Origin of the sequence: Stappia stellulata (assembly GCF_020176715.1) — a bacterium.
Taxonomy (GTDB): Bacteria; Pseudomonadota; Alphaproteobacteria; order Rhizobiales; family Stappiaceae; genus Stappia.
The window spans coordinates 114,266-140,911 of record NZ_JAIVMF010000005.1 but is presented as its reverse complement, the minus strand read 5'-3'; the positions used below and the strand labels follow the sequence as shown (position 1 = coordinate 140,911).

At 66.8% G+C, this 26,646-nt stretch carries 19 protein-coding genes; 11 read left to right on the top strand and 8 right to left on the bottom strand.

What is annotated here, in order from left to right; genetic code table 11:
- Positions 1-168: 168 nt before the first annotated feature.
- Positions 169-3,354: an efflux RND transporter permease subunit gene (locus LC092_RS08690; protein ID WP_224806124.1), complete on the bottom strand. Its 3,186-nt coding sequence runs from the start codon at positions 3,352-3,354 to the stop codon at positions 169-171.
- On the bottom strand, positions 3,351-4,505 hold the full coding sequence (locus LC092_RS08685; protein ID WP_224806123.1) for an efflux RND transporter periplasmic adaptor subunit: 1,155 nt from the start codon (positions 4,503-4,505) through the stop codon (positions 3,351-3,353). Before LC092_RS08685 ends, LC092_RS08690 begins: the two co-directional genes overlap by 4 nt.
- Before the next feature lie 351 nt (positions 4,506-4,856).
- Here LC092_RS08685 and LC092_RS08680 point away from each other — a divergent pair, with 351 nt between their 5' ends.
- Entirely contained in the window at positions 4,857-5,561 is a 705-nt protein-coding gene (locus LC092_RS08680; RefSeq protein WP_224806122.1) for a TetR/AcrR family transcriptional regulator, read from the top strand.
- Between the two features lie 48 nt (positions 5,562-5,609).
- Here the strand turns inward: LC092_RS08680 and LC092_RS08675 are convergent, their stop codons facing one another.
- Positions 5,610-6,806: a TRAP transporter substrate-binding protein gene (locus LC092_RS08675; protein ID WP_224806121.1), complete on the bottom strand. Its 1,197-nt coding sequence runs from the start codon at positions 6,804-6,806 to the stop codon at positions 5,610-5,612.
- 279 nt (positions 6,807-7,085) lie between these two features.
- On the opposite strand from LC092_RS08675, the gene LC092_RS08670 reads away from it, so the two are divergent.
- Positions 7,086-7,322, top strand: coding sequence for an Lrp/AsnC ligand binding domain-containing protein (locus LC092_RS08670; protein ID WP_029058905.1), 237 nt, complete (start codon positions 7,086-7,088; stop codon positions 7,320-7,322).
- 37 nt (positions 7,323-7,359) lie between these two features.
- Here LC092_RS08670 and LC092_RS08665 read toward each other — a convergent pair whose 3' ends face one another.
- Positions 7,360-8,319, bottom strand: a complete 960-nt coding sequence (locus LC092_RS08665) for a DMT family transporter (RefSeq protein ID WP_224806120.1) — start codon at positions 8,317-8,319, stop codon at positions 7,360-7,362.
- Between the two features lie 273 nt (positions 8,320-8,592).
- A complete protein-coding gene (locus tag LC092_RS08660; RefSeq protein ID WP_224806119.1) occupies positions 8,593-10,896 on the bottom strand; it encodes a xanthine dehydrogenase family protein molybdopterin-binding subunit in 2,304 nt (767 codons plus the stop codon).
- Between the two features lie 388 nt (positions 10,897-11,284).
- On the opposite strand from LC092_RS08660, the gene LC092_RS08655 reads away from it, so the two are divergent.
- Complete coding sequence (locus LC092_RS08655) at positions 11,285-12,250, top strand: DMT family transporter (protein ID WP_224806118.1); 966 nt, start codon at positions 11,285-11,287, stop codon at positions 12,248-12,250.
- A 15-nt stretch (positions 12,251-12,265) separates the two neighbouring features.
- Here the strand turns inward: LC092_RS08655 and LC092_RS08650 are convergent, their stop codons facing one another.
- From LC092_RS08650 to ade, 3 genes are all read right to left on the bottom strand, one after another.
- A complete protein-coding gene (locus LC092_RS08650) occupies positions 12,266-13,135 on the bottom strand; it encodes a helix-turn-helix transcriptional regulator (protein WP_224806117.1) in 870 nt (289 codons plus the stop codon).
- A 102-nt stretch (positions 13,136-13,237) separates the two neighbouring features.
- Positions 13,238-14,899, bottom strand: coding sequence for a long-chain-fatty-acid--CoA ligase (locus LC092_RS08645; protein ID WP_224806116.1), 1,662 nt, complete (start codon positions 14,897-14,899; stop codon positions 13,238-13,240).
- A gap of 200 nt (positions 14,900-15,099) precedes the next feature.
- Positions 15,100-16,821: an adenine deaminase gene (gene ade / locus LC092_RS08640; protein WP_224806115.1), complete on the bottom strand. Its 1,722-nt coding sequence runs from the start codon at positions 16,819-16,821 to the stop codon at positions 15,100-15,102.
- A gap of 364 nt (positions 16,822-17,185) precedes the next feature.
- On the opposite strand from ade, the gene LC092_RS08635 reads away from it, so the two are divergent.
- From LC092_RS08635 to eda, 8 genes are all read left to right on the top strand, one after another.
- Positions 17,186-18,400, top strand: a complete 1,215-nt coding sequence (locus tag LC092_RS08635) for an ROK family protein (RefSeq protein ID WP_224806113.1) — start codon at positions 17,186-17,188, stop codon at positions 18,398-18,400.
- A gap of 81 nt (positions 18,401-18,481) precedes the next feature.
- A complete protein-coding gene (locus tag LC092_RS08630; protein WP_412103548.1) occupies positions 18,482-19,483 on the top strand; it encodes a sugar ABC transporter substrate-binding protein in 1,002 nt (333 codons plus the stop codon).
- Between the two features lie 111 nt (positions 19,484-19,594).
- Entirely contained in the window at positions 19,595-20,671 is a 1,077-nt protein-coding gene (locus LC092_RS08625) for an ABC transporter permease (protein ID WP_224806110.1), read from the top strand.
- Complete coding sequence (locus tag LC092_RS08620) at positions 20,668-21,450, top strand: ATP-binding cassette domain-containing protein (RefSeq protein WP_224806108.1); 783 nt, start codon at positions 20,668-20,670, stop codon at positions 21,448-21,450. The genes LC092_RS08625 and LC092_RS08620 overlap by 4 nt, the downstream gene beginning before the upstream one ends.
- Positions 21,447-22,412 (top strand): carbohydrate kinase family protein, encoded by a 966-nt coding sequence (locus tag LC092_RS08615; RefSeq protein WP_224806107.1) that lies wholly within the window; start codon positions 21,447-21,449, stop codon positions 22,410-22,412. Before LC092_RS08620 ends, LC092_RS08615 begins: the two co-directional genes overlap by 4 nt.
- 10 nt (positions 22,413-22,422) lie before the next feature.
- Positions 22,423-23,895 carry a glucose-6-phosphate dehydrogenase gene (gene zwf, locus LC092_RS08610; protein WP_224806105.1) on the top strand — a complete coding sequence of 491 codons (1,473 nt, stop codon included), beginning with the start codon at positions 22,423-22,425 and terminating at the stop codon, positions 23,893-23,895.
- Positions 23,896-24,059: 164 nt separating this feature from the next.
- The gene (gene edd / locus LC092_RS08605) at positions 24,060-25,880 is read left to right on the top strand and encodes a phosphogluconate dehydratase (RefSeq protein ID WP_224806103.1); all 1,821 of its coding nucleotides are present in this window, start codon (positions 24,060-24,062) and stop codon (positions 25,878-25,880) included.
- Between the two features lie 27 nt (positions 25,881-25,907).
- A complete protein-coding gene (eda, locus tag LC092_RS08600) occupies positions 25,908-26,543 on the top strand; it encodes a bifunctional 4-hydroxy-2-oxoglutarate aldolase/2-dehydro-3-deoxy-phosphogluconate aldolase (protein ID WP_224806101.1) in 636 nt (211 codons plus the stop codon).
- Positions 26,544-26,646: the final 103 nt, after the last annotated feature.

Here is a 26,646-nt window from a genome sequence, read left to right as displayed (position 1 = left end):
GACCCGCGACTTCTCGGCCCACTGTTGCAGGAAGGTCACGAAATCGCCGTTTCCCGCCGGCTACGATAGCGGCGAGGCGACGGAATCGTCTGAAGATCCGGCCGCCGGATCGCGGTTTGCAGCAATGCCAAGCGATGCGAAGGGTGAGGCAGCGGAGTGACGAGGCCGTCACTCCGCTGCCTGCGACAGAGCCGGCGCGGGGTCCGTTTCGCGCTCTGTCGTGTCACGGGAACCGGCGGTGTCGGCTGTCGACGCACCATCGCGGTCAGAAGCGGCCTGCGCGTCGCTCTTGTCGAGGCGGCGGCGAAACCACAGGGCATAGAGCGCCGGCAGGAACACCAGGGTCAGCACGGTGGCCACCGTCAGGCCGCCGATCATGGCGATGGCCATCGGTCCCCAGAAGATGTTGGTCGTCAGCGGGATGAACGCGAGCACGGCCGCCAGGGCGGTCAGGATGACCGGGCGCGCCCGGCGCACGGTCGATTCCACGATCGCCTGGCGCATGGTCGCGCCGCCCGCTAGGTCGTGCTCGATCTGGTCGGCGAGGATCAGCGTGTTGCGCATCACCATGCCGCCCAGCGCAATCACGCCGAGGATCGCGACGAAGCCGAAGGGCGCATCCGCGATCAGCAGGGCCGCCACCGCGCCGACGAGACCGAGCGGAAACGTCAGGAAGACGATCAACATCTTGGAAAAGGACTGCATCTGCAGCATGATCAACACGGCCATCGCAAGGAGCATCACCGGAAACACCTTGGCAAGTGCGGCATTGGCCTTGGCCGATTCCTCCGCTGCGCCGCCGGCGTCGATCCGGTAGCCGGGAGCCAACCCCGCCTCGATCTCCTTCATCTTCGGCAGGAGCGCGGCCGTCACGTCGGGCGCCTGCACGCCGGGCACGATGTCGGAGCGCACGGTCAGCACGGTCTCGCGGTTGCGGCGCCACAGGATCGGCTCCTCCGACACATATTCGATGCGCGCGACCTGCGACACCGGCACCGCGCGACCGTCGCGCACGTTCAGGACCAGATCGCCGATGTCACCCAACTCGGCCCGTTCGCTCTCCGACGCCCGCACCACGACACCAACCGCATGCCGGCCATCGCGCAGGCTCGTCACCTGAACGCCCGACAGGAGCGCCTGCAGCGACTGCGCGATCTCGCGGGTCGACAGTCCAAGCGCGCGGGCGCGCTCCTGGTCGACCTCCAGCTTCACCGTCTTTACCTTCTCGCCCCACTGCAGTTCGGTGTTGCGGGTGTCGGGGTTGGCGCGCATCGCATCGCGCACCTTCGCCGCGATGGCCCGCACCTCCTCGCGGTCCTGCCCGACGACACGAAACTGCACCGGGAAGCCGACCGGCGGCCCGAGTTCAAGCTTGTTGGCCCGACCGCGCACGGAACTTTCGGAGGCCTCGAAGCGCGCCGTCAGGTCCTGCACCAGCCGCGTGGTGTGCTCCCCGCCCTTCGACTGGACAAGGATCAGCGCGTAGCTCGGGTTGGGAAGCGCCGGATTGTAGGCCAGGAAGAAGCGCGGCGCGCCGGCACCGATATAGGTGGTGAAATAGTCGACGTCCGGGCTCTTGGCGAGCAGCGCCTCAAGCTCGCGCGCGGCGCGTTCGGTCGCCGCGAAGGAAGCGCCTTCCGGCCCCTTGAGTTCGACCAGCACTTCGGGCCGCGAGGAGTTCGGAAAAAACTGCTTCTTGACGAAGCCCATGCCATAGCCGGCCGTCACAAGCAGCGCGAAGGTCACCAGCACCACGGGAATGCGGAAGCGTACGGCTGCTTCGATCATCCGGCGCAGCCGGTTGTAGCCGCGGGTCTGATAGATCGCGTCCTCGTCGACGTCGCCCCGCGCCGCCGCGTGGCGCTCCAGCGACCGCGGCAGCAGCTTAAGTCCGAGATAGGGGGTGAAGATCACGGCGACGAACCAGGAAATGATCAGCGCCGCCGTCACCACCCAGAAGATCCCGCCGGCGTATTCGCCAGCCGAGGACTGGGCGAAGCCGACGGGAAGAAACCCGGCCGCCGTCACCAGCGTGCCTGTGAGCATCGGAAAGGCGGTCGATTCCCACGCGAAGGTCGCGGCGCGGAACCGGTCCCAGCCCTGCTCGATCTTCACCACCATCATCTCGATGGCGATAATCGCATCGTCGACCAGAAGCCCGAGAGACAGGATCAGAGCGCCGAGCGAAATGCGCTCCAGATCGATCCCCATCAACAGCATGACGACGAAGGTTCCCGCAAGCGTCAGCGGCACCGACAGCGCGACGATCACCCCGGTGCGAAAGCCGAGCGACAGGAACGACACGATCAGCACGATGGAGATCGCGGCGACGAATTTCAGCAGGAACTGCCCGATTGCCCCTTCAACCACCTCCGGCTGGTTCGACACCTGGTGCAGCTCGGCGCCGAGCGGCAGGCGCGAGCGGATTTCCTGCGCCTTGACCGCCAGCCGCTCGCCAAGCTCCAGCACATTGCCGCCGTCGGCCATGGCGATCCCGAGCATGATGGCATCCTGCCCGTTGTAGCGGGCGAGATAGCTTTGCGGATCGGCGATGTCCCGCCGCACGGTGGCGATATCGCCGAGCCGAAACGTCTCCTCGCCCGCCTTGACCGGCACGGCCGCGACGGCGCGCACGCCCCCGAGGCTGCCGCTGACGCGCACCTGCACCGTCTCGCTCGGCGTGTCGACAGAGCCTGAAGGAACCACAGCGTTCTGGGCGGCAAGCGCATCGAAGATCGCGGAGGCCGGAATGCCGAGGGTGGCAAGCTTGGCGTAGGAAATCTCAACAAAGATCTTCTGGTCCTGCTCGCCGAAGAGCTGGACCTTTTCCACCCCCGGAACCGACAGGAAGTTCTGGCGTGCCATTTCCGCAAGGTCGGAGACTTCCATCCAGGTCGCATCCGGCGCGGTCAGCGCATGAACCTGAACGTAGACGTCGGAGTATTCGTCATTGAAGAAGGGACCGAGCACATCCGGCGGCAGGTCGCGACGGATGTCGCCGACCTTCTTGCGCGCCTGATACCACAGGCCTTCCACGTCCTTGGGCGGCGTGGTGTCCTCGAGCACGATCTGCGTCGCCATGAAACCGGGCCGCGTGTAGGTCTCCAGCCGGCCCAGATGGGGAAGGGTCTGCAGCCGCGTCTCGATCCGGTCGGCGACCTGCTCCTGCATCTCCACCGCGCTCGCGCCCGGCCAGGCGGCGGTGACCACCATCACCTTGACCGTGAAGGCCGGGTCCTCGTTGCGCCCGAGATTGCCATAGGCCCAGATGCCGGCGGCCGCGGTTACCAGGATGAAGAAGAGCACCAGCGTCTGGTGCCGCAGCGCCAGGGCGGAAAGATTGAAGCTAGTCATTGCAGGGCTCCGACCAGGACGGGGTCGGAGGGCGCACGCTCGACCACCCGCACCTCAAGCTCAGGATCGAGGCGATGGACGCCCATGCTGACCACGGTCATGCCCGGCTTCAGCTCGCCCTCGACGATGGCGCGTTCGGCCTCGATACGCAGGACCCTGACGGCGACCGGCGTCACGCGGCTGTCGCCGGGAGCGGCCTGCCAGACATAGGCGGCTTCGTCCCGGTACCAGACGGCGGACAGAGGAACGGCGACGCCCGCCGCCTGCCCCGGCGGATTAAGGTGAACCGTCGCGGTCATGCCGAGCCGCGCCAGACCTTGCGGATCCTCGACCTCGAACCGCGCGGTAAAGGTCCGCGCCGCCTGATCGGCTTGCGGCGACAATTCGCGCAAGCGGGCGGGAAAGGTCTTTCCCGGAAGCGCCCACAACGTCACGCTGGCGCTCGCCTGCGAGACCGCCGCGACATGCGCTTCGGGCACGGCGACTTCCGCCTCGCGACCAAGTGCGGCCGCGATCCGGACCACAGGCTGGCCAAGGGCGACAACCTCGCCGGGTTCGGCGAGGACGGCGGTCACGACGCCGGCGACATCTGCCTGCAGTTCTGTGTAGGCGCGCTGGTTTTCCGCAAGCAGCCGGCGCTCGCCGGCGGCCTTCAGCGCCTCGGCGGCCGCATCGGCGGCGGCCTGAGCGGCATCGAGCGAAGCCTGGCTGACGTGCCCTTTCTGCTTGAGGGTCTTGATGCGCTCCAGCGCATCGGCCGTGCGGTCCGCCTCGGCGCGCGCGGCCCGTTCCTGCGCCTGCTCGGCGCTGAGCGCAGCCTCGAAATCGGTTGCGTCAAGCCGGGCGATGACATCGCCGGCCTCGACCCGGTCGCCGATGTCGACCTCCCGAACGGAGAGCTTTCCGCCGACGCGAAACGCGACCGGCGCATCGCTGCGGGCACGGATGGTGCCCGAATAGGACAGACCGGCGCTTCTTGCCGCTGCCACCGGCTCGACCCAGACGGTCGGCGGCGGCGCATCGGCGGTGTCAGACGCCGGTTCGGGCTGACAGGCAGCAAGAAGCAGACCCGACACGGCCATCGCAAGGACGATCCGGGGAGCGGGCCGACCCGACCAGGCGCGAAAAACGAAGGCGCTTCGATGCATCATGCTGCTCCTGAGACCGTCAAAACACCGAAACCGTCGCCTTTCCGGGCAAAACGGCTCCGTCAACCGGGTCGAAGCCGAAACGACCCGACGTCAGGAGATAAAGCCATCAAATGATGATTGTCAATAATCGTCAGAGAATATATATCAACAGTCAGACATTGACGCGCGCCACAGCGCCTCCCATGGTTCATGAAACCCCCGGTGGAGTGCCGGCGACCCGTGTCGACGCCATTGCACGTCCCGCCAACGCCGGCCGGTGGGCAACGCCGCCGCTCAGCCGAATACGGCTGTTCAGCGCACCCTTTGGACTTACAATGGGGTTTCATGGCAGAAGGATCGGAAGCAACGCAGATGACGGATATGCTGGACACGACGAGATCCGACGGCTCGCAAGCGGCAACGCGCGACGGAACCGCGAGCAGCGCGGCGCATGAAACGCGCCAGCGCATCGTCGAGACCGCGAACAAGCTCTTCCATGTCTACGGCTATCAGAAGACGACCGTCGCCGACATCGCCCGCGAGCTCGGCATGTCGCCCGCAAACGTCTACCGGTTCTTCGCCTCCAAGGCGGAGTTGACGAAAGCCGTGGCGGGCGTGGTGACGGCCGGCCTGCATTCGGCAATGATCGGCGATGCGTCGTCGCAAGCGCAATCCTGCAGCGAGCGGCTGCGCGAGATGGTCCGCCGGCATTTCCACCACATGCGCGAACGCTATGCCGACAACCGCAAGATCCACGATCTGCTGGAAGCGGCGATGGAGGAAGCCTGGGACGAGATCGAGATCCACAAGGCCCGCATGCGCAGTGCTTTCGCCGAGGTGATCCGCGACGGGATTTCTCGGGGGGAATTTGCCGAGCAGGACGTCGAAACGTCGGCGATGCTGTTCCAGCATTCGCTGATCATGTTCTTCCATCCGGCGCTGATCGCGCAGACCTGCCGCTGTTTTGCCGAGGGCCAGCAGGATCACCTGTTCGAGCCGATGGTGGACTTTGCCCTCGCCGCCCTGCGCGACGGTCGCTACCGGGAGCTGCCGGCAGAACTCAAGCAGACCGCCTGATCCCGTGATTGCTGCCCCTCACCGGGGAACCGTCCCCCGGACAGCGGATCAGATCTCGCGCCCCTGAAGAAACAGCCGCGTCGATGCGGAACTCCAGGGCGCCAGGGTCTGCAGCGTGCGCATGTAGTTCTTGTAGATGTCGCGATCGAGACCGCCTGCGTCGGCGAAACTCGCCACCACCTGAACTCCGGTGTTGCGCAGCGCCGCAAGGATTTCCGGCGGATAGGCGCGAACCTCGACCCCGTCCTCGGTCTTCAGCGCCTCGAAGGCCTGCGCGTTGCGCCAGTCGCTTTCGGCCATCGACAGAAGCGTCTCGGCGCGGCAGGCGGCGATCACCACCGCCTTGAGGTCCTCGGCGAGCCCGTCGAAGGCAACCGAATTCACCAGCATCTCATTGGCGCCGTTGGGATCATGGAAGCCCGGCGCGTAGTACAGCTTGGACACGCCGGCGAAGCCGAGCGCACGGTCGCTTGCCGGGCCAAGGAACTCCGCCGCATCGATCAAGCCGCTGGACAGCGCCTGGACAAGTTCGCCGGGCGGCAGGGACACGGGCGTCGCTCCGAGCCGGCGCATGATCTCGCCGCCCAGTCCCGGCATCCGGATCTTCAACCCGTTGAGGTCCTGAAGCGTCTCGACCGGCCGGGTGAACCAGCCCCCCATCTGCGCGCCGGTGTTTCCGGCGAGAAACGGCCGCACGCCATAGGGCGCATAAAGCTTGTCCCAGAGCGCCTGGCCGCCGGCCTGCTCGATCCAGGTCACATGCTCATGCGGCAGGAAGCCGAAGGGCACCGCGGTGAAGAACACGGCCGCCGGCATCTTCGCCTGCCAATAGGCGGACGCCGCATGGCCCATCTGTGCCGTGCCGGCGGAGACCGTGTCGAAGATGCCCGTTGCCGGCACCAGCTCTCCGTCGGGAAACAGCCGCACGCGCATACGCCCGCCGCTGAGCAGCGCGATGGCATCGCAGATGCGCTGTGCCGATTGCCCCGGACCTTCAAGATCCGCAGGCCATGCGGTCGCCATTTTCCATTCGATGGTGGTCTGGGCAAGGGCCGGTGCGGCCAGCCCGCTGGCAGCCGCTGCGCCCGCAAGCCCGAGCGCCGCGCGCCGCGAGATCGCGCCGCTGCTGCCGGCATCGACACGCCCCGATACGCAAGCCGACGACGACCCGCCCCCATGCGAACGTCGTCCGCTGCCACCGTCGCCGGCCGGGCGCCGAGGCGGTTTCGCTCCATGGGTGGTCATCGATCCTGTCCCGTCACCCTGCCGTAGTCCGTCATCCTGCATGGTCCGTCACGCAGTCTCGATTGCAAAAACCGGTCAACCAGCGCAGACCTCTTGGCAGGTTCGGGCATGGGCCGCAACTTCGCAAGGCCCGCATTATTAAAATTTACCCATGTTTACCGGGCAAGCGGCGCCGGCCGGGACTGCATCGACAACGCCCCTTGCTCCGCTCGAGCGCTTCCGCTTCACTGTCGGGCGATTCCCGCGCCCGCAGGCGCCCGCCCCGCTTGGGAGACGTTCATGATTCCGTTCTTCGTGATGATCAAATGCCATCTGGGAAAAGCCTATCAGGTGGCCAATGCAATCGCCGACGCCGAAATCGCCTCGGAGATCTATTCGACGGCCGGGGACTATGATCTGATGGTGAAATTCTACGTCGACGACAACGCCGACATCGGCCATTTCGTCAATGAAAAGGTCCATCCCTTCGACGGCATTCAGGACACCAAGACGATCATCACCTTCAAGGCGTTTTGAGGCAGCCCCTGCCGATCCCGGCGGGCAGGCACGTGCGTCACACCTTGGAGGGCGTGACCGTTTGGCGTTCCTTGGAGCGGTCGAGACCGAGCTGTCGTTCGCGGTAGATCACGAAGACGCCCGCTCCGATCACGATGATCGCCCCGGCCATGACCTCCAGCGTCGGCACTTCCGAAAACACCAGCCAGCCGACGATCACGGTCCAGATCATGGTCGTGTAGTCGAAGGGCGCGATCGTCGAGGCATCGGCGAAGCGATAGCTCGTGGTCAGCAGGATCTGCCCGATTCCGCCGAACAACCCGATGGAGATGAGCATCAGCGCATCAGTGCCCGTCGGGACCGTCCAGCCGAAGGGCGCGCTTGCAAGTGACAGAAGCGCCATCACGCCGGTGAACCAGATCACGATGGTGGAGGTGCGTTCCGTGTTGGTCAGGCGCCGCACGGTGATCATCGCCAGCGCCATCGCCACCGCAGCCGCAAAGGCAAGCATCGCCCCCTCGGTGGTGCCTTGCGTCGGCGCGGTCGCCCCCAGATGCGGCGACAGGATGATGAGAATGCCCAAAAAGCCGACGACGACCGCCGTCCAGCGATAGAAGCGGACCTTTTCGCGCAGAATCACCGCGGCGAGCGCGACCGTGATCAGCGGCGCGGAAAAGCTGATCGCCGTTGCATCGGGCAGCGGCAGGCGGGCCAGAGCCGCAAACCACATCGCCATGGCCGAGCCGCCGATCAACGCCCGGCCGATATGCCCGAGCGGACGGCGCGTCTTGAACACCGACGACCCCTCCCCCTGCCACCAGACCATCACGAGCACCGGGATCAGGCCGAAGAAGCTGCGCGCGAAGATGACCTCTCCCACCGGGTAGCGGGCCTCCAGAAGCTTCACCAATGCGACCATGGCGGTGAACAGGAGCGTGGCGCCGATCTTCAGCGCGATACCGAGACGGGGATTGTGCGAATTGAGGTCGCCGGACGCGGCGGCGGGTGTCGAGGACATGCGGGAAAATCCAACTCGAAATCAGTCGCGCGGTCCGTGAGGACCTCGCGGCTCGCAGGGGAGAACACGAGCAAGGCTACCCGTTTTATTTATAGTATCAATAGGTTTCAGTCTCGACCCGTCTGGGAAGCTCACCCTTGCGCGGGACGCATGGCCGGCAATCCGATCCGGTTTCCCCGGCCAAGGCGGCGCGCAAACGTCGCGCAGCCTTGGCCGCAACCGATATGCGGCTGCAGGTTTGTCCACAGCCGCGGAGGAACGCGGCTCGCGCCTTCAGCTGCGGGCGGCGGCAATCGCCTCCCAGACCCGCGACGGCGTTGCCGGCATGTCGATCTGTGCGACACCGGCGCCGCGACGCAGCGCGTCGTTGACCGCATTCATCACCGCCGGACAGGCGCCGATGGTGCCGGCTTCGCCGGCGCCCTTGATGCCCAGCGCATTGGTGGTCGACGGCACGTTGCGCGTTTCGAAGCGGATATCGGGAATATCTCCGGCCCGCGGCATCTGGTAGTCGAGGAAGGACGCACTGATCAGCTGGCCGTCCGCGTCATAGACGGTGTGTTCCATCAGCGCCTGGCCGATGGCCTGCACCACGCCGCCGTGCACCTGGCCGGCGAGCAGCAGCGGGTTCACCGTGACGCCGAAGTCGTCGACGATGACATAATCGACCAGCCGGGTGTCGCCGGTGTCGGGATCGATCTCCACCTCGCAGATATGCGTGCCGTTGGGATAGGTCGCCTCCGCCTGCTTAACCGCCTCGCGGGCGGCCAGCGGCTCGTCCGCGCCGGCAGCGATCTCGGCAAGCGTCACGGCGCGGTCGGTGCCGACCACCCGCACGGCCCCGTCCATCAGTTCCAGATCCTCCACGCCCGCCTCCAGCTTGTCGGCGGCGAGATCCTTGATCTTCTTCACCAGCGTTTTCGACGCCTCGAGAACGGACGGCAGACCGATCGGGATGGAGCGCGACCCGCCGGTGCCTCCGCCCTTGCGCACCCGGTCGGTGTCGCCCTGGATCATCGTCACCTTGTCGAGATCGACGCCGAACTGCTCGGCGATGATCTGCCCGTAGGCGGTCGCATGCCCCTGCCCGTTCGACTGGGTGCCGATCAGAAGCGTCAGCGAGCCGTCGGTGCCGAGTTCAACCGTCGCCTCCTCGGAGCCTGCGAAGGCACAGGCCTCGACATAGGTCGCCATGCCGATGCCGCGATACTTGCCGGCCTCCGCCGAGGCGCGGGCGCGCGCCTCGAAGCCGTCCCAGTCGGCGGCCGCAAGCGCCTTGTCCATGTGAGCCGCGAACTCGCCGGTGTCATACATGCGCCCGGTCGGCGTGGTGTAGGGCAGCGCCTCGGTCGCAATGAAGTTGCGGCGGCGGATCTCCGCCGGTGCCAGATCCATCTCGGCGGCCGCCTTGTCGACCAGCCGCTCCAGCAGATAGGCGGCTTCCGGCCGTCCCGCGCCACGATAGGCATCGGTCGCGGTGGTATGCGTGTAGACGCCCTTCAGCTCGGCATGCATCGCCGGAATGTCGTAGAGACCGGTCGACATCGTCAGCCCGAGATAGGGGATGAACGGCCCGTACTGGTGCAGATAGGCGCCCATCGCCGCGATCAGGTCGACCTTGAGCGCCAGGAAGCGACCGTTCGCGTCCATCGCCACTTCCGCGACCGCCAGATTGTCACGGCCGTGGGCGTCGGCGACGAAATGCTCGGTGCGCTCGCACACCCATTTCACCGGCCGCCCGAGGCGCTTTGCCGCGACCAGCGCCAGCGGATATTCCGGATAGACGAAATTCTTGGTGCCGAAGCCGCCGCCGACGTCCGGCGTGATCACGCGAAGATCCTTGGCGTCGATGCCGAGAATGTCGCCGGCGATGACATCGCGCATGCCGTGACCGCCCTGGGTGCCGGCGGTCAGCGTGTAGCGCCGGGTGCCGGCATCGAATTCGCCGATGCAGCCGCGCGGCTCCATGTAGTTGCACACCAGCCGGTTGTTGACGATCTCGATCCGGGTGACGTGATGGGCGGTGTCGAAGGCCGCCCGCGTCGCCTCGGCGTCGCCCATCTCGGCGGTATAGGCGAGATTGCTGCCGTGGTCGGGCCACACCAGCGGCGCGTCCGGCGACAGTGCGTCGGCGGTGTCGACCACCGCATCGAGCGGATCGTAGTCGATCTCGATCAGTTCGGCCGCCGACTTGGCGTTGTTCAGCGTGTCGGCGACGATGAAGGCAATCGGCTCGCCGACATGACGTACCGTGTCGACCACCAGCACCGGGCGCGGCGGAACGACGGGCGCGCTGCCGTCCGGCTGCTTCACCGACGCCTTGTTGGGCATCATGCCGAGATCGGGAATGTCGGCCGCGGTCAGGATCATCGCGACGCCCTCGGCGGCGCGGGCGTCTTCCAGACCGCCGATCCTGATGCGCGCATGCGCCATCGACGAACGCAGGACATAGGCCCGCAGGACGCCGTCGGGATGAATGTCGTCGGTGTAGCGTCCGTGGCCGGTGATCAGCGCCGTGTCTTCCTTGCGCCGCACCGGCGCACCCATGCCGAACTTCCCGGGAGCCATTTCAGTCATGTCTTAAGCCTCGTTGCGATGATCGTGAGCCTGCGCTTCGCGCGACATGACGCTCCAGCCGAAAGGGTCAAGGGCGACAGTGCGTTTGCATGAGCGCTGCGGTCATGGATGCCGGCCATTCGAATGCAGGTCCCGAACGCCGAATGTGGGAGGACACCGGCGAAAGCACGGGCATGCCCGTTCCTCACCGGATCCGTTGCCCCGACCTTAGCGGCATTCCGGGCCTGCCGCCAAGACCCGATGGTAACCGCCCGCACCACCGTGCAAACGCGCCGACCGCAGCGCACAACGCGCAACCCCTTCCTCTATGCCGGCCGAAGGGTCTATGCTCGACATCTTCCCGTCCGGTCGATCGCAGCGCGTCGGCCAAACCCCCGGTTTCGTTCCAATGGCCCCCACTCCACAGCGACCCGGCCTTGCCGACCGCTTCCGTTCCGCCGACGCCAGGCTTTCCAGCCTTCCGGGAAACCTGCGCGGCACCTTGTGGATGCTGGTGGCCGGACTGTTCTTCACCGTCATGGTGACCCTGATCAAGGTCCTCGGCGAAAGGCTGCATGTCGCGGAAATCATCCTGATCCGGCAGATCGTGATGGCGTCCATCGTCGCGCCGACGATCATCTACGGTCTGCCCGGATCGCTGTCGACCCGGCACCCGGCACTGCATGTCCTGCGCATCCTGTGCGCCTCGACCGCAATGCTCGCCGGCTTCACCGCGGTCATTCACCTGCCGCTGGCCGATGCGACCGCCATCGCCTTTTCCAAGACCTTCTTCATCACCATCTTCGCCATCTTCTTCCTGGGCGAGACGGTCGGGCGGCACCGCTGGACGGCCACGGCGATCGGGTTCGTCGGGGTGATGATCATCCTGCGCCCCGGGGCCGACACGGGGATCGATCTCTATGCCGGCCTCGCCGTGCTCAGCGCCGCCTGCGCCGGCGTCGTGATGATCGTGATCCGCAAATTGTCCCAGCACGAACGCCCGGTGACGATCCTGACCTATCAGGCGGTCTTCGTCGGCCTGATCATGCTGCCCATCGCCCTCTACAACTGGAAAACGCCGACGCTCTGGGAGCTCGGGCTTCTGGTGATCGTCGGCATGGTCTCCTGGGCCGGGCAGATGTGCAACATCCGCGCCTTCCGCGCCGGCGAGGCCTCCGCGCTGGCGGCCCTCGACTACGTGCGCCTGCTCTATGCCACGGTCATCGGGTTCCTGGTGTTCGGCGACCTGCCCGCTTTGGCGACCTACGCAGGTGCTGCACTCATCATCGCCGGCTCGCTCTACACGGTGTTGCGCGAGGCGCAACTCGGCAAACGGGTCGCTACCCGTGACGGCGTACGCGCCGATCCGCCCTGACCCTGCCGCCGTCTCTCAGCCGCCGTTGAAATGCGGTGTCCAGATGCCATCGATCCGGTATCCGCCGAGCGTCGTGGCCATCTGCGAAAACGCTGGCGTGCGGCTGAACGCCTGCAGCGCCTGCAGCGGCGGCTCGAACCAGTCGCGCCGGCCGACGATCAGGTCGAACCGCTCCTGACAGACCGGAACGAAATCGAGCTTGAACTGGCGCGCCGACGCCTCGAGGCCAAAGGCCAGATCCGCGCTGCCGTCGAGCACCGCAAGCGCCGCCTCGCGCTCGTCGCGTGCCATCGGGCCGGCCGCGCCGGCGGCGATGCCCTCTTCCCTTAGCAAGCGGTCGAGCAAAAGCTGGCTGCCCGCCTGCGGCTGACGCTGCACCACGGTGAGACGGGCGACGTCGGCAAGCCGGGATACGGATTTCGGGTTTCCGGCCGGGACGATAAAGCCGCGGCTGCGCCAGGCCCATTGCAGCAGCGCGACGGGCTGGAACCTCAGCCGCCGGGCGACGGCCTCGGTGTTCCATCCCTCGTCCTGAACGACATGCAGTCCGGCAGCGACGCCCTCGCCCTGTTCGAAGCGCTCGAGCCCGTCCATGCTGCCGTCGAAGAGCGCGGCCAGCCCCGACCCCGATTCGCGCAGGCTCCATTCCAGCAGCGGATCGTGGCTCCCCAGCACCACCGGCGGTCGCGGCGCATGGGGCGACGGCGCCTCGCTGGCATTGTCGATCCAGGCGAGCACCACGTCGCGCGGAAACAGGAGCTTTCCGGTCGCGCGGCTGTGCGGGATCTCGCCGGCCGCCGCCAGATCGTAGATCTTGCGCTCCTTGACCCGAAGCAGATCGGCCATTTCGCGGGTGGTCAGATAAGTCGGCAGATCGCCCGTCATAAGGCCGGATATCCTGAATTGCTGGCGCACGCACCCCGTACCGGGGACGAGCGACAATGCCAATCATCCGCCTCCGCCGCAAGCGGCTGCGCGCCGCTGCGCCTATCCCTCCGCGGCCGCCGCGCGGCGCGCCTCTTCTTCCTCCACCAGTTCCTTCTTCGACAGTTTGCCGACCATCGTCTTCGGCAGGCTGTCGCGGAACTCGATCTCCTGCGGACGCTCGATTGCCGACAGATGGTCCTTGAGGAAGGTCTTCAGCTCGTCTGCCGTGAGTTCAGCCCCCTCGCGCAGCTTGACGAAGGCCTTGGGGGCCTGGCCGCGATAGGTATCGGGGATCGCAATGACGATAACCTCTTCCACCGAAGGGTGCTGGTAGATCGCCTCCTCGATGACGCGGGGGTAGACGTTGTAGCCAGAGCACAGGATCAGGTCCTTGATCCGGTCGACCAGATAGATGAAGCCGTCGGCATCGCGGTAGCCGACGTCGCCGGTGTGCAGCACGCCGCCCTCGAGCGCGCGCGCCGTCTCTTCCGGGCGATTGTAGTAGCCGGCCATGATCTGCGGCCCGGACACGACGAGTTCGCCCTTTTCGCCCTCCGGCGCGTCCCGGGTGAGATCCTCCAGATCGCGGAAGCCGATGGTGGTGCCCGGCGCGGCAAGACCGATGGACCCCGACCGCCTGTTCTCGTTGAGCGGATTGGCGGCCACCAGCGGCGAGGCCTCCGTCAGGCCGTAGCCCTCCACCAGGATGCAGCCGGTCCGGCCCTCGAATTCCTCCTTCACCTCCACCGGAAGGGGCGCGCCGCCGGAGATGCAGAGCTTGATCGACGTCAGGTCGTAGTTGCGCGCGACCGGCGAAGAGTTGATCGCGGTGTAGATCGTCGGAACGCCGGGGAACAGTGTGACCTTCTTCCGCTTGATGGTGTCGAGCAGCATCTTCAGCTCAAACCGCGGCAAAAGCACCATTTCCGCGCCGATGGCGACGGAGAGGTTCTGCGCAACCGTCATCGCGAAGACGTGGAAGAACGGAAGCACGCAAAGCTTCTTCTCCTCGCCCGGCCGGGCATCGGCGAACAGCGTGCGCAGCTGCTCCAGATTGGCCGACAGATTGGCATGGGTCAGCATGGCGCCCTTGGGAACGCCGGTGGTGCCGCCGGTGTACTGGAACACCGCGATATCGGTTTCGGGATCGATCTCGACCGGTGTCGGCCTTGCCCCGCTGCGCGCGATATCGCCGTAGCGCGGATGCGCCGCATCGCGGGGAACATCGGCGCGCTCCTTGCGCTTGAACAGGGTGAACAGCAGCTTCTTGGGCTGCGGCAGGATCTCCGCCATCGGGCAGACGATGATCGTGTCGAGAGAGCCTTCCCGGCGCACCGCCTCGACCTTGTCGTAGATCACCTTGAGGTCAAGCGTCACCATGGTGCGCACGCCGGCATCGCGCGCCTGGAACGACAGCTCCCGCTCCACATAGAGCGGATTGAAGTTGACGATGATGCCGCCGATCTTCAGCACGGCGAAGTAGAACACCGTGTAATAGGGGGTGTTGGGCAGGCACAGGCCCACCTTGTCGCCCTTGCCGACGCCCATCGCCTGAAGGCCGGCCGCGGTGCGCTCGACCATCTCGCCGATCTCGCCATAGCTCCAGCCCTTGCCCAGAAAATCCATGGCCGGCCGGTTGCCGAATTCTCGCACCGTGGCGTCGAGATAGGCGTGAAGCGGCTTTGGATGAAAATCGGCAAGCCATTCCTGCGCGTCGGTCACGGATGCTCCTCCCCTGACTGTTCTTTCTTGCGCAAACCGCCGTCTCCCCCGGCGCCGCGCGCAAGAAACATGACCAAGCCTTCCGTTTACGTCAACGGAAAATGCGGTCGGCCGACATCCGCATCCCCTTCAGATAAGCATCGCCGGCCCGGTTCCAATCCCTGTCGGCTGTTGCGCGGCGTGCGCCGTGCGGGATCGGGTCAGGAATCCAGCAGCGCGAAACGGTCGACGTCGAACATCCCCTTGTCGGTGATCTTGAGGTGCGGGATCACCGGAAGCGGCAGGAAGGCGACCTGCAGGAACGGCTCGTCGAGCGTGCAGCCCAGCGCCCGCGCCGCCGCGCGCAGTTCCTCCAGCGCATGCCGCACCGTCTCGAAGGGCTCCACGCTCATCAGGCCGGCAACCGGAAGCGCGAGCTCCGCCGTCACGCCCGTTTCATCGGCGACGACGAACCCGCCCTGCAGGTCTGCGATGCGGTTGACGGCAATCGCCATCGCCGCATCGTCCACCCCGACCACGCAGATATTGTGGCTGTCATGACCCACCGACGAGGCAATGGCGCCGCGCGTCAGGCCGAAGCCGGAGACGAAGCCGCGGCCGATGCCCCCGGTGCGTCCGTGGCGCTCCACCACCGCGACCTTGGCGACATCCTGCGCCGGATCGGCTGCGACCGCCCCCGCCTCGACCGGCAGCGAGCGGCTCAACCGCTCCGTGATGATCCGCCCCGGCACGACACCGATCACCGCCCGCTCGTTCGCAGCATCGGCCGGAACGCGAAAGTCCTCAGCCGAAATCTTGCGCAGATGCACGCTCGTCAGCCCGACCGGCGCAAGCGGCGCGCGGCCGGCAAACGCCGCATCATCCACCGGGCGACCGGCGGCGATCACCGAATGCACGCGACACTCTTCCAGATCGTCGAGCAGCACGAGGTCCGCCCGCCACCCCGGCGCGACCAGCCCCCGGTCGCGCAGGCCGAAGGCCACGGCCGCCGACCAGCTCGCCGCGCGATAGGCGTCCTGCGGCCGCGCGCCGCGCGCGATCAGCCGGCGGATCATGCTGTCGAGATGGCCTTCCTCGGCGATGTCGAGGGGATTGCGGTCGTCGGTGCACAGGCACACGAAGGACGCCGTATCCGGGGTCAGGATCTCCGCCAGCGCCTCCAGGTCCTTCGACACCGACCCCTCGCGGATCAGCACGCTCATGCCCTTGGCGAGCTTTTCGCGCGCCTCTTGGGCCGTTGTCGCCTCATGGTCGGTGCGGATCCGGGCGGCGAGATAGCCGTTGAGGTCGAGCCCCGTCACCAGCGGCGCGTGGCCGTCGATATGCCCCTCCTGGAAGGCGGCAAGCTTCGCGATCACCGCCGGGTCGCGATTGAGCACGCCGGGGAAATTCATGAATTCCGCCAGGCCGATCACCTGGGGATGCGACCGCAACGGCTCCAGATCGCCGATCTCGAGCCGTGCGCCGGCGGTCTCGAAGGCCGTTGCCGGAACGCAGGACGACAGATTGACCCTGAGGTCCATCACCATGCGTTCCGACGCGTCGAGAAAATAGCGAATGCCCTCGACGCCGAGCACATTGGCGATCTCATGCGGATCGCAGATCGCCGTCGTCACGCCATGCGGCAGCACGCAACGGTCGAACTCCAGCGGCGTGACCAGCGAGGATTCCACATGCAGATGTGTATCGATGAAGCCTGGAACGACCATGCGGCCACCGGCATCGATCTCGCGCTCGCCGCGATAGCGCGCATGCGTGCCGACGATCCGGTTGCCCACGATGGCGATGTCGGTGTCCGTAACCGATCCGTCCATGACCGAAAAAAGCCGCGCATTGCGGATCACCAGATCGGCCGGGACCTCGCCGCGCCCGGCGGCAATGGCACGGGTGAGAAACGCTTGCGTATCGGCGGTGTCCGGCATGGAGGTCTCCGTTGCGGGAAAGGAAAACGGGCGCCGGGCACGGCCGCGGAACCGCCGGCGCGGCACCAACCATGACACGCAAGCGCGGCGTCGCGCCACCGCCGCGAAGCCTCGCCCACAGGTGAGCCACCTTCCGCTACGTCCGTTTCCACCGGTCTCGCCGCAGCGCAGCAACGAATGCATTTGACAGACGCGGCCTGTCGATGATTAATTAAATCAGATAAATTAAATTGGAGATCGGGTGGCAGAATGGACACCCGGCCGCGGTTACAGCCGCGAGGGAGGGACCAAAATCGTGCCAGTTCGCCCGCGCGTCGGTCAAGGATCCAATTCGGCACAACTGCGCCGTTACAATGAACGTATCGTGCTTCAGGCCCTGCGGCGCGTCGGCGAGGCCTCCAAGGCGGATCTCGCGCGGCTTGCCCAACTCACCAACGCGGCGATTGGCGGCATCATCCAGGAGCTCTCGGCGGCCGGGCTGATCGACACCCTCGGCAAGCGCCACGATGGCGGGCGCGGCCAGCCGGCGACCATGCTGCGGATCGCCCCCTCCGGCGCCTACGGCTTCGGCGTGCGTCTCGACCGGACCTCGATCGAAACGGTGCTGGCCGATTTCTCGGGCCGCATCATCGGCCGCCAGTCGCACGACCGGTTCCTGCCGACCCCCGAGCGCGCCGTCGAACTCGTGGCCGGCGACATCGACACCCTGCTCAAGCTGATCGAGCCGGAAGAACACGACCGCATCGCCGGCGTCGGGCTGGCAATGCCCTTCAACCTCGGCGCCTGGCTGCGCGAACTCGGGCTTCCGGTCGAAGCCTTCCGCCGCTGGGACGAGGTCGACTTCAAGGCCTTGCTGGAGGAGGCCATCTCCTATCCCGTCTTGTCCGAAAACGACGGGACGGCCGCCGCCATCGCCGAGCTCTTTTCCGGGGCCGGCCGGCTTGCAGACGATTTCCTCTATCTGTTTCTCGGACCGGCGATTGGCGGCGGCGTCGTCACCGGAGGCGACTGCCTCAAGGGCGTCAACGGCAACGCCGGCGATGTCGCGATGATCCCGGTTCCGCCCAGCCGGCTCGCCTCCGCGCCACGGCCGCGCGGCGAGATGGACATCCTGCTGACCCGCGCATCGCTTTCCGCCCTCAAGCGCCACCTCGCCCATCACGGCGTGGACGCGGAAACGCGCGGCGACCTCGAGCTTGCCGTCGAGACCGGGCACCCCGCCGTCGACGAATGGCTCGATGACTGCGTCGCGGCCCTGGCACCGGCCGTCTGGTCGGCAATCTCGCTCCTCGATGTCCCGCTGGTGGTGATCGACTTCGACATCGACGGCGGACTGGCGGACCGCCTGCTTGCCGATCTTGCAGAAGCCCTCGAGGCCGCCGCCCCGGAGGCGCGCTACCCGCCGCGCCTGCAACGCGGCTCCTTCGGATCCGACGCGGGGGCGGCGGGAGCTGCCAACCTGCCGATCTTTTTCAACTATTCGCCACGGACCGCCATCCTGACCGGACGCGGGGCGAAACAGGGTGCAGCCCGGCCACGACATGCGGATCAACCGCATGCGGCGGTCGGCGGCACCTGACGACCTCCATCCGGATACGCCGGGGGAGGACCAGCCGGGTCAAACGACCATTGGGAGGAGACTGACATGCTACGCAAACTGATGCTTGCCGGAACGATCATCGCAGCCGCGGGTGCCACGCCGGCGCTCGCCTCGGAAACCAATGCCTGCCTGATCACCAAGACGGACACCAATCCGTTCTTCGTGAAGATGAAGGAAGGCGCCACCGCCAAGGCGGAAGAACTCGGCATGACGCTCAAGTCCTATGCGGGGCGGATCGACGGCGACCACGACGCGCAGGTCGCGGCCATCGAGACCTGCATCGCCGATGGCGCCAAGGGCATCCTGATCACCGCCTCCGACACCAAGGCCATTGTCGACAGCGTTCGCCAGGCCCGTGATGCCGGGATTCTGGTGATTGCCCTCGACACCCCGCTGGAGCCGATCGACGCGGCCGACGCGACATTCGCGACCGACAACTTCAAGGCCGGCGAACTCATCGGCCAATGGGCCGCCGCCTCGCTCGGCGACGAGGCCGCCAATGCGCGCATCGCCATGCTCGACCTCGCCGTCAGCCAGCCCTCCGTCGGCGTGTTGCGCGACCAGGGCTTCATGACCGGCTTCGGCATCGACGTGAAGGATCCGAACCGCTGGGGCGACGAGGACGACCCGCGCATCGTCGGCCACGATGTCACCGCCGGCAACGAGGAAGGCGGGCGCACGGCGATGGAGAACCTTCTCACCAAGGATCCGACCATCAACGTCGTCTACACCATCAACGAGCCGGCCGCCGCCGGAGCCTATGAGGCGCTGAAGGCGATGGGCCGCGAGAACGACGTGCTGATCGTCTCGGTCGACGGCGGCTGCCCGGGCGTGAAGAATGTCGCGGAAGGCGTCATCGGCGCCACGTCGCAGCAATATCCGCTGCTGATGGCCTCCCTCGGCATCGAGGCGATCAAGGCCTATGCCGACGCCGGCAAGAAGCCCGAGCCGACGCCGGGCAAGGCCTTCTTCGACACGGGCGTCGCGCTCGTGACCGACAAGCCGGCCGAGGGCGTGCCGTCCATCGACACCAAGGAAGGCCTGGACAAGTGCTGGGGCTGATCGCCAGCGCCGACTAGGCCTTGAGCACACGGACGCGGGGCGCGACCACCGTCGCCCCGCGCATCCTGGGAGGAAATGCCGGAAAGCCGGCGGTCTTTGGGAGGGGACACCATGAGCGAAGGGGACGCACGCGACGCCGAGCGTTACGAGGACGGGCTCGCAGGCAAGTCCGGCGACGTCGCGACCTTTGACGGACACGGCCGCTCGCTGCTCGACACGATCCAGCACAAGCTGCATGCACGGCCCGAATTCGTGCCGCTGATCGTGCTGGTCATTTCGGTTGCCATCTTCGGCCTTTTGCTGGGGTCGAAATTCTTCTCGCCCTTCGCCCTCACCCTGATCCTGCAACAGGTCGCCATCGTCGGCATCGTCGGTTGCGCCCAGTCGCTGGTGATCCTCACCGCCGGCATCGACCTGTCGGTGGGCGCGATCATGGTGCTGTCGTCCGTGGTGATGGGCCAGTTCACCTTCCGCTACGGGCTTCCCCCGGAAATCGCGGTGCTGTGCGGCCTCGCCTGCGGCGCGCTCTGCGGCTTCATCAACGGCGCTCTGGTCGCGATCATGCGCCTGCCGCCCTTCATCGTCACGCTCGGCATGTGGCAGATCGTGCTGGCCACCAACTTCCTCTTTTCAGCCAACGAGACCATTCGCAGCCAGGACATCGAGGCCCAGGCGCCGATCCTCCAGTTCTTCGGCGAAAAGTTCAACATCGGCGGCGCCATCTTCACCTATGGCGTGATCGCGCTGTTTGTTCTGGTGCTGGTGCTGAACTACGCGCTCAACCACACCGCCTGGGGCCGCCATGTCATGGCGATCGGCGACGATCCGGACGCGGCCGAGCTTGCCGGCGTGCGCGTCGCGCGGATGCGGATCTCGGTCTATACGCTCGCCGGACTGATTTGCGCGCTGGCCGGCTGGGTGATGATCGGCCGCCTCGGCTCGGTGTCGCCGACGACCGGCCAGTTCACCAACATCGAATCGATCACCGCCGTGGTGATCGGCGGCATCTCGCTCTTCGGCGGACGCGGCTCCGTACTCGGCATGCTGTTCGGCGCGCTGATCGTCGGCGTGTTCTCCCTCGGCCTCAGGCTGATCGGCACCGATCCGCAGTGGACCTATCTCCTGATCGGCGTGCTGATCATCGTCGCCGTTGCCATCGACCAATGGATCCGAAAGGTGGCCGCATGACCCGCGAACCCGTTCTCACCGCCCGTGGCCTGGTCAAGCGCTACGGACGCGTCGTCGCCCTCGACCGCACCGACTTCGATCTCTATCCGGGCGAAGTGCTCGCCGTGATCGGCGACAATGGCGCGGGCAAGTCGACCCTCATCAAGGCGATCTCCGGCGCGGTCACGCCGGACGCCGGCGAAATCCGCCTGGAGGGCAAGCCGGTGCATTTCACCTCGCCGATGCGCGCGCGCGACGCCGGCATCGAGACCGTCTACCAGAACCTCGCCCTGTCGCCGGCGCTTTCCATCGCCGACAATCTGTTCATGGGCCGCGAATTGCGCGCGCCGGGCCTCATGGGGAAGATCTTCCGCAAGCTCGACCGCAAGGAAATGGAGCGCATCGCCCGCGACAAGCTGTCCGAGCTTGGCCTGATGACCATCCAGAACATCAACCAGGCCGTCGAGACGCTGTCGGGCGGCCAGCGCCAGGGGGTGGCGGTGGCCCGTGCCGCCGCCTTCGGCTCCAAGGTCGTCATCATGGACGAACCGACGGCAGCCCTCGGCGTGAAGGAAAGCCGGCGGGTGCTGGAACTCATCCGCGACGTGAAGGCCCGCGGCCTTCCCATCGTGCTGATCTCCCACAATATGCCGCATGTCTTCGAGGTCGCCGACCGCATCCACATCCACCGGCTCGGACGACGGATCGCGGTGATCCGCCCGTCCGACTATTCCATGTCGGACGCGGTCGCGATCATGACCGGCGCGATGGAGCCGCCCGACGCCCCGGAGGCGGCGTGAGCGAAGGGGGCCGGCCCATAATCCTGGTCTGCGGCGAAGCCCTGTTCGACCTCTTCGCCGACGAGACAAACGGACAGCTGACGCTCGATGCAAGGATCGGCGGCTCGCCGTTCAACGTGGCGGTCGGCCTTGCCCGCCTCGGGACACCGGCCGCCTTTTTCGGGGCGCTGTCGACCGACCTGTTCGGCGAGCGGCTGCGCAGGGCGCTCGGCGCGGAAGGGGTCGATCTTTCCTTCGCACTTGAGAGCGACGCGCTCACCACGCTGAGCGTTGTCGGTCTCGACGCGGCCGGCAGCCCGGCCTACGGGTTCTACGGCAAGGATGCGGCCGACCGGCAGGTGCGCACCAACGACCTGCCGCAGCTGCCCGACAGCATCGACACCATCCAGATCGGCTCCTACACGGCGCTGGTGCCGCCCATCGGCGACAGCCTGCTGGCGCTCGCCGCGCGCGAACACGGCCGGCGGATGATCGCCTACGACCCGAACGTGCGCCCGACCGTGGTCCCGGATCTCGATGCCTGGCGGACGCGCTTCGCCGACTATCTGCCCCATGTCGACCTGCTCAAGATCAGCCTGGAGGATCTGGAGCTGATGTATCCGGGGCAGACCCTGGAGACGCTCGCCGAGACGTGGCTTGGCCAGGGGCCAGCGCTGGTGATTGTGACGCGCGGCGCAGACGGCGCCGCGGCCTTGACTGCGCGCCATCGTGTCGAGATCGCCGGAGACCCTGTCGCGCTCGCCGATACGGTCGGCGCCGGGGACACCTTCCAGGCCGCCGTCCTCGCCCGTCTCGGAGAAACCTGCGGCCGCAGTCGTTCAGCCCTTGAGCGCCTTGGCGACACGGATATGCTGGACCTGCTGCGCTTCGCCGCGCGTGCCGCCGCCATCACCTGCTCCCGACGCGGCGCTGACCTGCCCCGCCGTGCCGAACTCGGCCTTCCCGATCCCGCCGTCAGTTGAAAGGACGTTCATGGTCGCCCGCGTCATCGAAGTCGATCCGTTCGATCTCATCGTGTTCGGAGCAACGGGGGACCTTGCCCACCGCAAGCTCCTGCCCGCGCTCTACCACCGCGACCTCGACGGACAGATCCCGGCCGACGCCCGGGTGATCGCCTGCTCGCGCCGCGACATGAGCAACGACGCCTACCGCAGCTTCGCCGAAGAAGCGGTGCGCGAACATGTCGACGACATCGAGGCCCCCGCCCTCTCGCGGTTTCTTGCAAGGCTGAGCTATATCGCCGTCGATGCGGCGGGCGAGCGCGGCTGGAGCGAACTCGGCGACACCCTGCGCGGTCGCGAAGATGTGGTGCGCGCCTTCTATCTCGCCGTGTCGCCGGATTTCTTCGGCACCATCTGCGAGCGGATCGGCGAATACGGCCTGGCAACGGACCTCGCCCGCATCGTCATCGAAAAGCCGATCGGCAAGGACGGCGCCTCGGCGCGCGCGCTGAATGCCGCGATCGGCGAGGTGTTCCGCGAGGACCAGATCTTCCGCATCGACCACTATCTCGGCAAGGAGACCGTCCAGAACCTGATGGCGCTGCGCTTTGGCAACGCGCTGTTCGAGCCGCTGTGGAACGCCGCCCATATCGACCATGTGCAGATCACGGTGGCGGAATCGCTCGGCGTCGAGGGGCGCGCGGGCTATTACGACACCGCCGGCGCCATGCGCGACATGGTGCAGAACCACATTCTCCAGCTTCTGTGCCTGGTGGCGATGGAGCCGCCGGAATCGATGAACGCGGATTCCGTGCGCGACGAAAAGCTCAAGGTCCTCAAGGCTCTGAAGCAAATGGACGCCGAGACGGCGAGCAAGGCGACCGTGCGCGGCCAGTATCGCGCCGGCGCGTCGGCCGGCGGCGCGGTGCGCGGTTACCTCGAGGAACTCGACGACCCGACCTCGCAGACGGAGACCTTCGTCGCGATCAAGGCGGAGATCGCCAACTGGCGTTGGGCCAACGTGCCGTTCTATCTGCGCACCGGCAAGAGACTGGCCGCGCGGGTCTCGGAAATCGTGGTGCAGTTCCGCCCCATCCCGCATTCCATCTTCGAGGCGGAAGCGGGCGAGATTTCCTCCAACCGCCTGGTGATCCGGCTGCAGCCCGACGAGGGCGTGCGCATGCAGATCATGATCAAGGACCCCGGCCCCGGCGGCATGCGGCTCAGGCAGGTGCCGCTCGACATGTCCTTCGCCACCGCCTTCAAGGTGCGCAACCCGGACGCCTACGAGCGCCTGATCATGGATGTCATCCGCGGCAACCAGACGCTGTTCATGCGCCGCGACGAGGTCGAGGCCGCCTGGGCCTGGGTCGACCCGATCCTTGAGGATTGGGCCACGCTGAAGGACCTGCCGAAGGGCTACACGTCGGGAACCTGGGGACCGTCGGCGGCGATTGCCCTGATCGAGCGCGACGGCCGCACCTGGTTCGAGGACCTCATCTAGGCCGGCCACCGGATACGACAATGATCGACGGGCTTAACCGTTGAACCCGAAATTAAATCGATTTAAACGTGAGGCTGGCGCGCATTGGCGCACCACCGGTTTCACCGACGCCGCGGCCCGCTCCCCCCGTGCCTGCGGCGCATGCTGAGAGGATGAACCGAGCCATGACCGTGCATTCCACCGTTGCCGACGTCACCGCCCGTATCGAGGAGCGCAGCCGCGACAGTCGCGCGCGCTATCTGGAGCGCATCCGCGCCGCCGGCGAGGCAGGACCGAAGCGCGGCACCCTGTCCTGCGGGAACCTGGCGCATGGATTTGCCGCCTGCGGGATCACGGACAAGGAGCGGCTCGCCGGCGACGTGGTGCCCAATCTCGGCATCATTACCGCCTACAACGACATGCTGTCCGCGCATCAGCCGTTCGAGCGCTTTCCCGAACTGATCCGCGAGGCGGCGCGCGAGGCCGGCGCCGTGGCGCAGGTCGCCGGCGGCGTTCCGGCGATGTGCGACGGCGTCACCCAGGGCCAGACCGGCATGGAGCTGTCGCTGTTTTCGCGCGACGTCATCGCCATGGCCACCGCCGTCGGCCTGTCGCACCAGATGTTCGACGCCGCCGTCTATCTCGGCATCTGCGACAAGATCGTTCCGGGCCTGATGATCGCGGCGCTTTCCTTCGGCCATCTTCCGGCGGTCTTCCTGCCGGCCGGACCGATGCCCTCGGGCCTGCCCAACGACGAGAAGGCCAAGACCCGCCAGCTTTACGCCGAAGGCAAGATCGGCCGCGCTGAACTGCTGGAATCGGAGAGCAAATCCTATCATTCACCGGGCACCTGCACCTTCTACGGCACCGCAAACTCCAATCAGATGCTGATGGAGATCATGGGGCTGCACCTGCCCGGCGCCAGCTTCGTCAATCCCAACACGCCGCTGCGCGACGCATTGACCCGCGAGGGCGCGAAACGCGCGCTTGCCCTCTCCGCCCTCGGCAACAATTACACGCCCATCGGCGAGATGATCGACGCCCGCGCCATCGTCAACGGCGTGGTCGGCCTGCATGCCACCGGCGGTTCGACGAACCACACGATGCATCTCGTCGCCATGGCGAATGCGGCCGGGATCAAGCTCACCTGGGGCGACATCTCCGATCTCTCCGACATCGTGCCGCTGATCGCGCGCATCTATCCCAACGGGCTCGCCGACGTGAACCACTTCCACGCCGCCGGCGGCATGGGCTACCTCATCGGCGAACTGCTCTCGGAAGGGCTGCTGCATGAGGACGTCAAGACGGTGAACGGCACCGGACTGTCCGGCTATGCGGTCGAGGCGAGGCTTGGCGCGGACGGCTCTGTCGTCTGGGAACCAGCGGACAAGGCCAGCGCCGACCCCAAGGTTCTCTCCACCGTCAAGGACCCCTTCCAGCCGAACGGCGGGCTGAAGATGCTCGACGGCAATCTCGGCCGCGCCGTCATCAAGGTCTCGGCGGTCAAGCCGGAACGCCGCGTGATCGAGGCGCGCGCGCGGGTCTTCACCTCTCAAGCCGCCGTGATCGACGCCTTCAAGGCCGGCGAACTGACCGAGGATTTCGTCGCCGTGCTGCCGTTCCAGGGGCCGCGCGCCTGCGGCATGCCGGAACTGCACCAGCTCACCCCGACCCTCGGCGTGCTGCAGGACCGCGGGCTGACGGTCGCCCTTGTCACCGACGGGCGCATGTCGGGGGCCTCCGGCAAGGTGCCGGCCGCGATCCATGTGACACCGGAGGCTGCCACCGGCGGACCGATCGCGAAGGTGCGCGACGGCGACCTGCTGCGCATTGATGCCGAAACGGGTCGGCTCGAGGTGCTCGTCGATGCGGCCGAGTTCGAGGCCCGGCAGCCGACAACCGCCGACTTGTCCGCCCACCAGCAAGGGGTCGGTCGCGACCTCTTCGCCGCCTTCCGCGCCGCCGCCGGTCCCGCCGACGAGGGCGCGCATGTTTTCGGCGCCTGACGCGCGCCCTTCGAACTGGAGTTTTTCATGACGCAAGACACCGCCAAGCTCGACACGGTGATGCAGGCCGCCCCCGTGATTCCGGTGCTGGTCGTGGAGGATCCCGCCAAGGCCGTGCCGATGGCACGGGCGCTGGTGCGCGGCGGATTGCCGGCGATCGAGATCACCCTGCGCACGCCCGGTGCGCTGGAGGCGATCCGCGCTGTCGCGAACGAGGTCGAGGGCGCCATCGTCGGCGCCGGCACCGTGCTCGACGCCACGCAATATGAGGCAGCCGTCGCCGCCGGATCGCGCTTCATCGTCTCCCCCGGCGCGACCGACCGGCTGCTCGCCGCCGCAGCCGACCACAATGTGCCTCTGCTGCCCGGCGCATCCACGGCGTCTGAAGTGATGCGCCTGCTGGAAGCCGGCTACACGCGGCTGAAGCTCTTCCCGGCGGAAGCCGTCGGCGGCATCGCCCTGCTGAAATCCCTCGGCGCACCGCTGCCGGCGGCAAGGTTCTGCCCGACCGGCGGGATCACGCTGCAAAGCGCGCCCGACTATCTGGCCTTGCCCAATGTTGCCTGTGTCGGCGGCTCCTGGATTGCAGGCGCCAAGGCAATCGCGGAGGAGGACTGGGACGGGATCGAGAGCCGCGCGCGCCAGGCCGCCAACCTCGGCTGATCGATGCTGGCTGGAGGCTTGAAAAAAAGATCGTCACGCGCCGCATTTCCCATCTTGTGCGACAGGCAGTGCCCTCCCATCTGCCCTGAGCCGCGGGCGCTCA

What these genes read in the sequence shown, in the direction of transcription:
- zwf (WP_224806105.1), top strand. Translation starts at nt 22,423, where the DNA reads ATGGTCGCCCGCGTCATCGAAGTCGATCCGTTCGATCTCATCGTGTTC.
- edd (WP_224806103.1), top strand. Translation starts at nt 24,060, where the DNA reads ATGACCGTGCATTCCACCGTTGCCGACGTCACCGCCCGTATCGAGGAG.
- eda (WP_224806101.1), top strand. Translation starts at nt 25,908, where the DNA reads ATGACGCAAGACACCGCCAAGCTCGACACGGTGATGCAGGCCGCCCCC.
- LC092_RS08665 (WP_224806120.1), bottom strand. Translation starts at nt 8,319, where the DNA reads ATGTCCTCGACACCCGCCGCCGCGTCCGGCGACCTCAATTCGCACAAT.
- LC092_RS08625 (WP_224806110.1), top strand. Translation starts at nt 19,595, where the DNA reads ATGAGCGAAGGGGACGCACGCGACGCCGAGCGTTACGAGGACGGGCTC.
- LC092_RS08670 (WP_029058905.1), top strand. Translation starts at nt 7,086, where the DNA reads ATGATTCCGTTCTTCGTGATGATCAAATGCCATCTGGGAAAAGCCTAT.
- LC092_RS08685 (WP_224806123.1), bottom strand. Translation starts at nt 4,505, where the DNA reads ATGATGCATCGAAGCGCCTTCGTTTTTCGCGCCTGGTCGGGTCGGCCC.
- LC092_RS08650 (WP_224806117.1), bottom strand. Translation starts at nt 13,135, where the DNA reads ATGACGGGCGATCTGCCGACTTATCTGACCACCCGCGAAATGGCCGAT.
- ade (WP_224806115.1), bottom strand. Translation starts at nt 16,821, where the DNA reads ATGCCGGACACCGCCGATACGCAAGCGTTTCTCACCCGTGCCATTGCC.
- LC092_RS08690 (WP_224806124.1), bottom strand. Translation starts at nt 3,354, where the DNA reads ATGACTAGCTTCAATCTTTCCGCCCTGGCGCTGCGGCACCAGACGCTG.
- LC092_RS08660 (WP_224806119.1), bottom strand. Translation starts at nt 10,896, where the DNA reads ATGACTGAAATGGCTCCCGGGAAGTTCGGCATGGGTGCGCCGGTGCGG.
- LC092_RS08680 (WP_224806122.1), top strand. Translation starts at nt 4,857, where the DNA reads ATGACGGATATGCTGGACACGACGAGATCCGACGGCTCGCAAGCGGCA.
- LC092_RS08655 (WP_224806118.1), top strand. Translation starts at nt 11,285, where the DNA reads ATGGCCCCCACTCCACAGCGACCCGGCCTTGCCGACCGCTTCCGTTCC.
- LC092_RS08630 (WP_412103548.1), top strand. Translation starts at nt 18,482, where the DNA reads ATGCTTGCCGGAACGATCATCGCAGCCGCGGGTGCCACGCCGGCGCTC.
- LC092_RS08620 (WP_224806108.1), top strand. Translation starts at nt 20,668, where the DNA reads ATGACCCGCGAACCCGTTCTCACCGCCCGTGGCCTGGTCAAGCGCTAC.
- LC092_RS08675 (WP_224806121.1), bottom strand. Translation starts at nt 6,806, where the DNA reads ATGACCACCCATGGAGCGAAACCGCCTCGGCGCCCGGCCGGCGACGGT.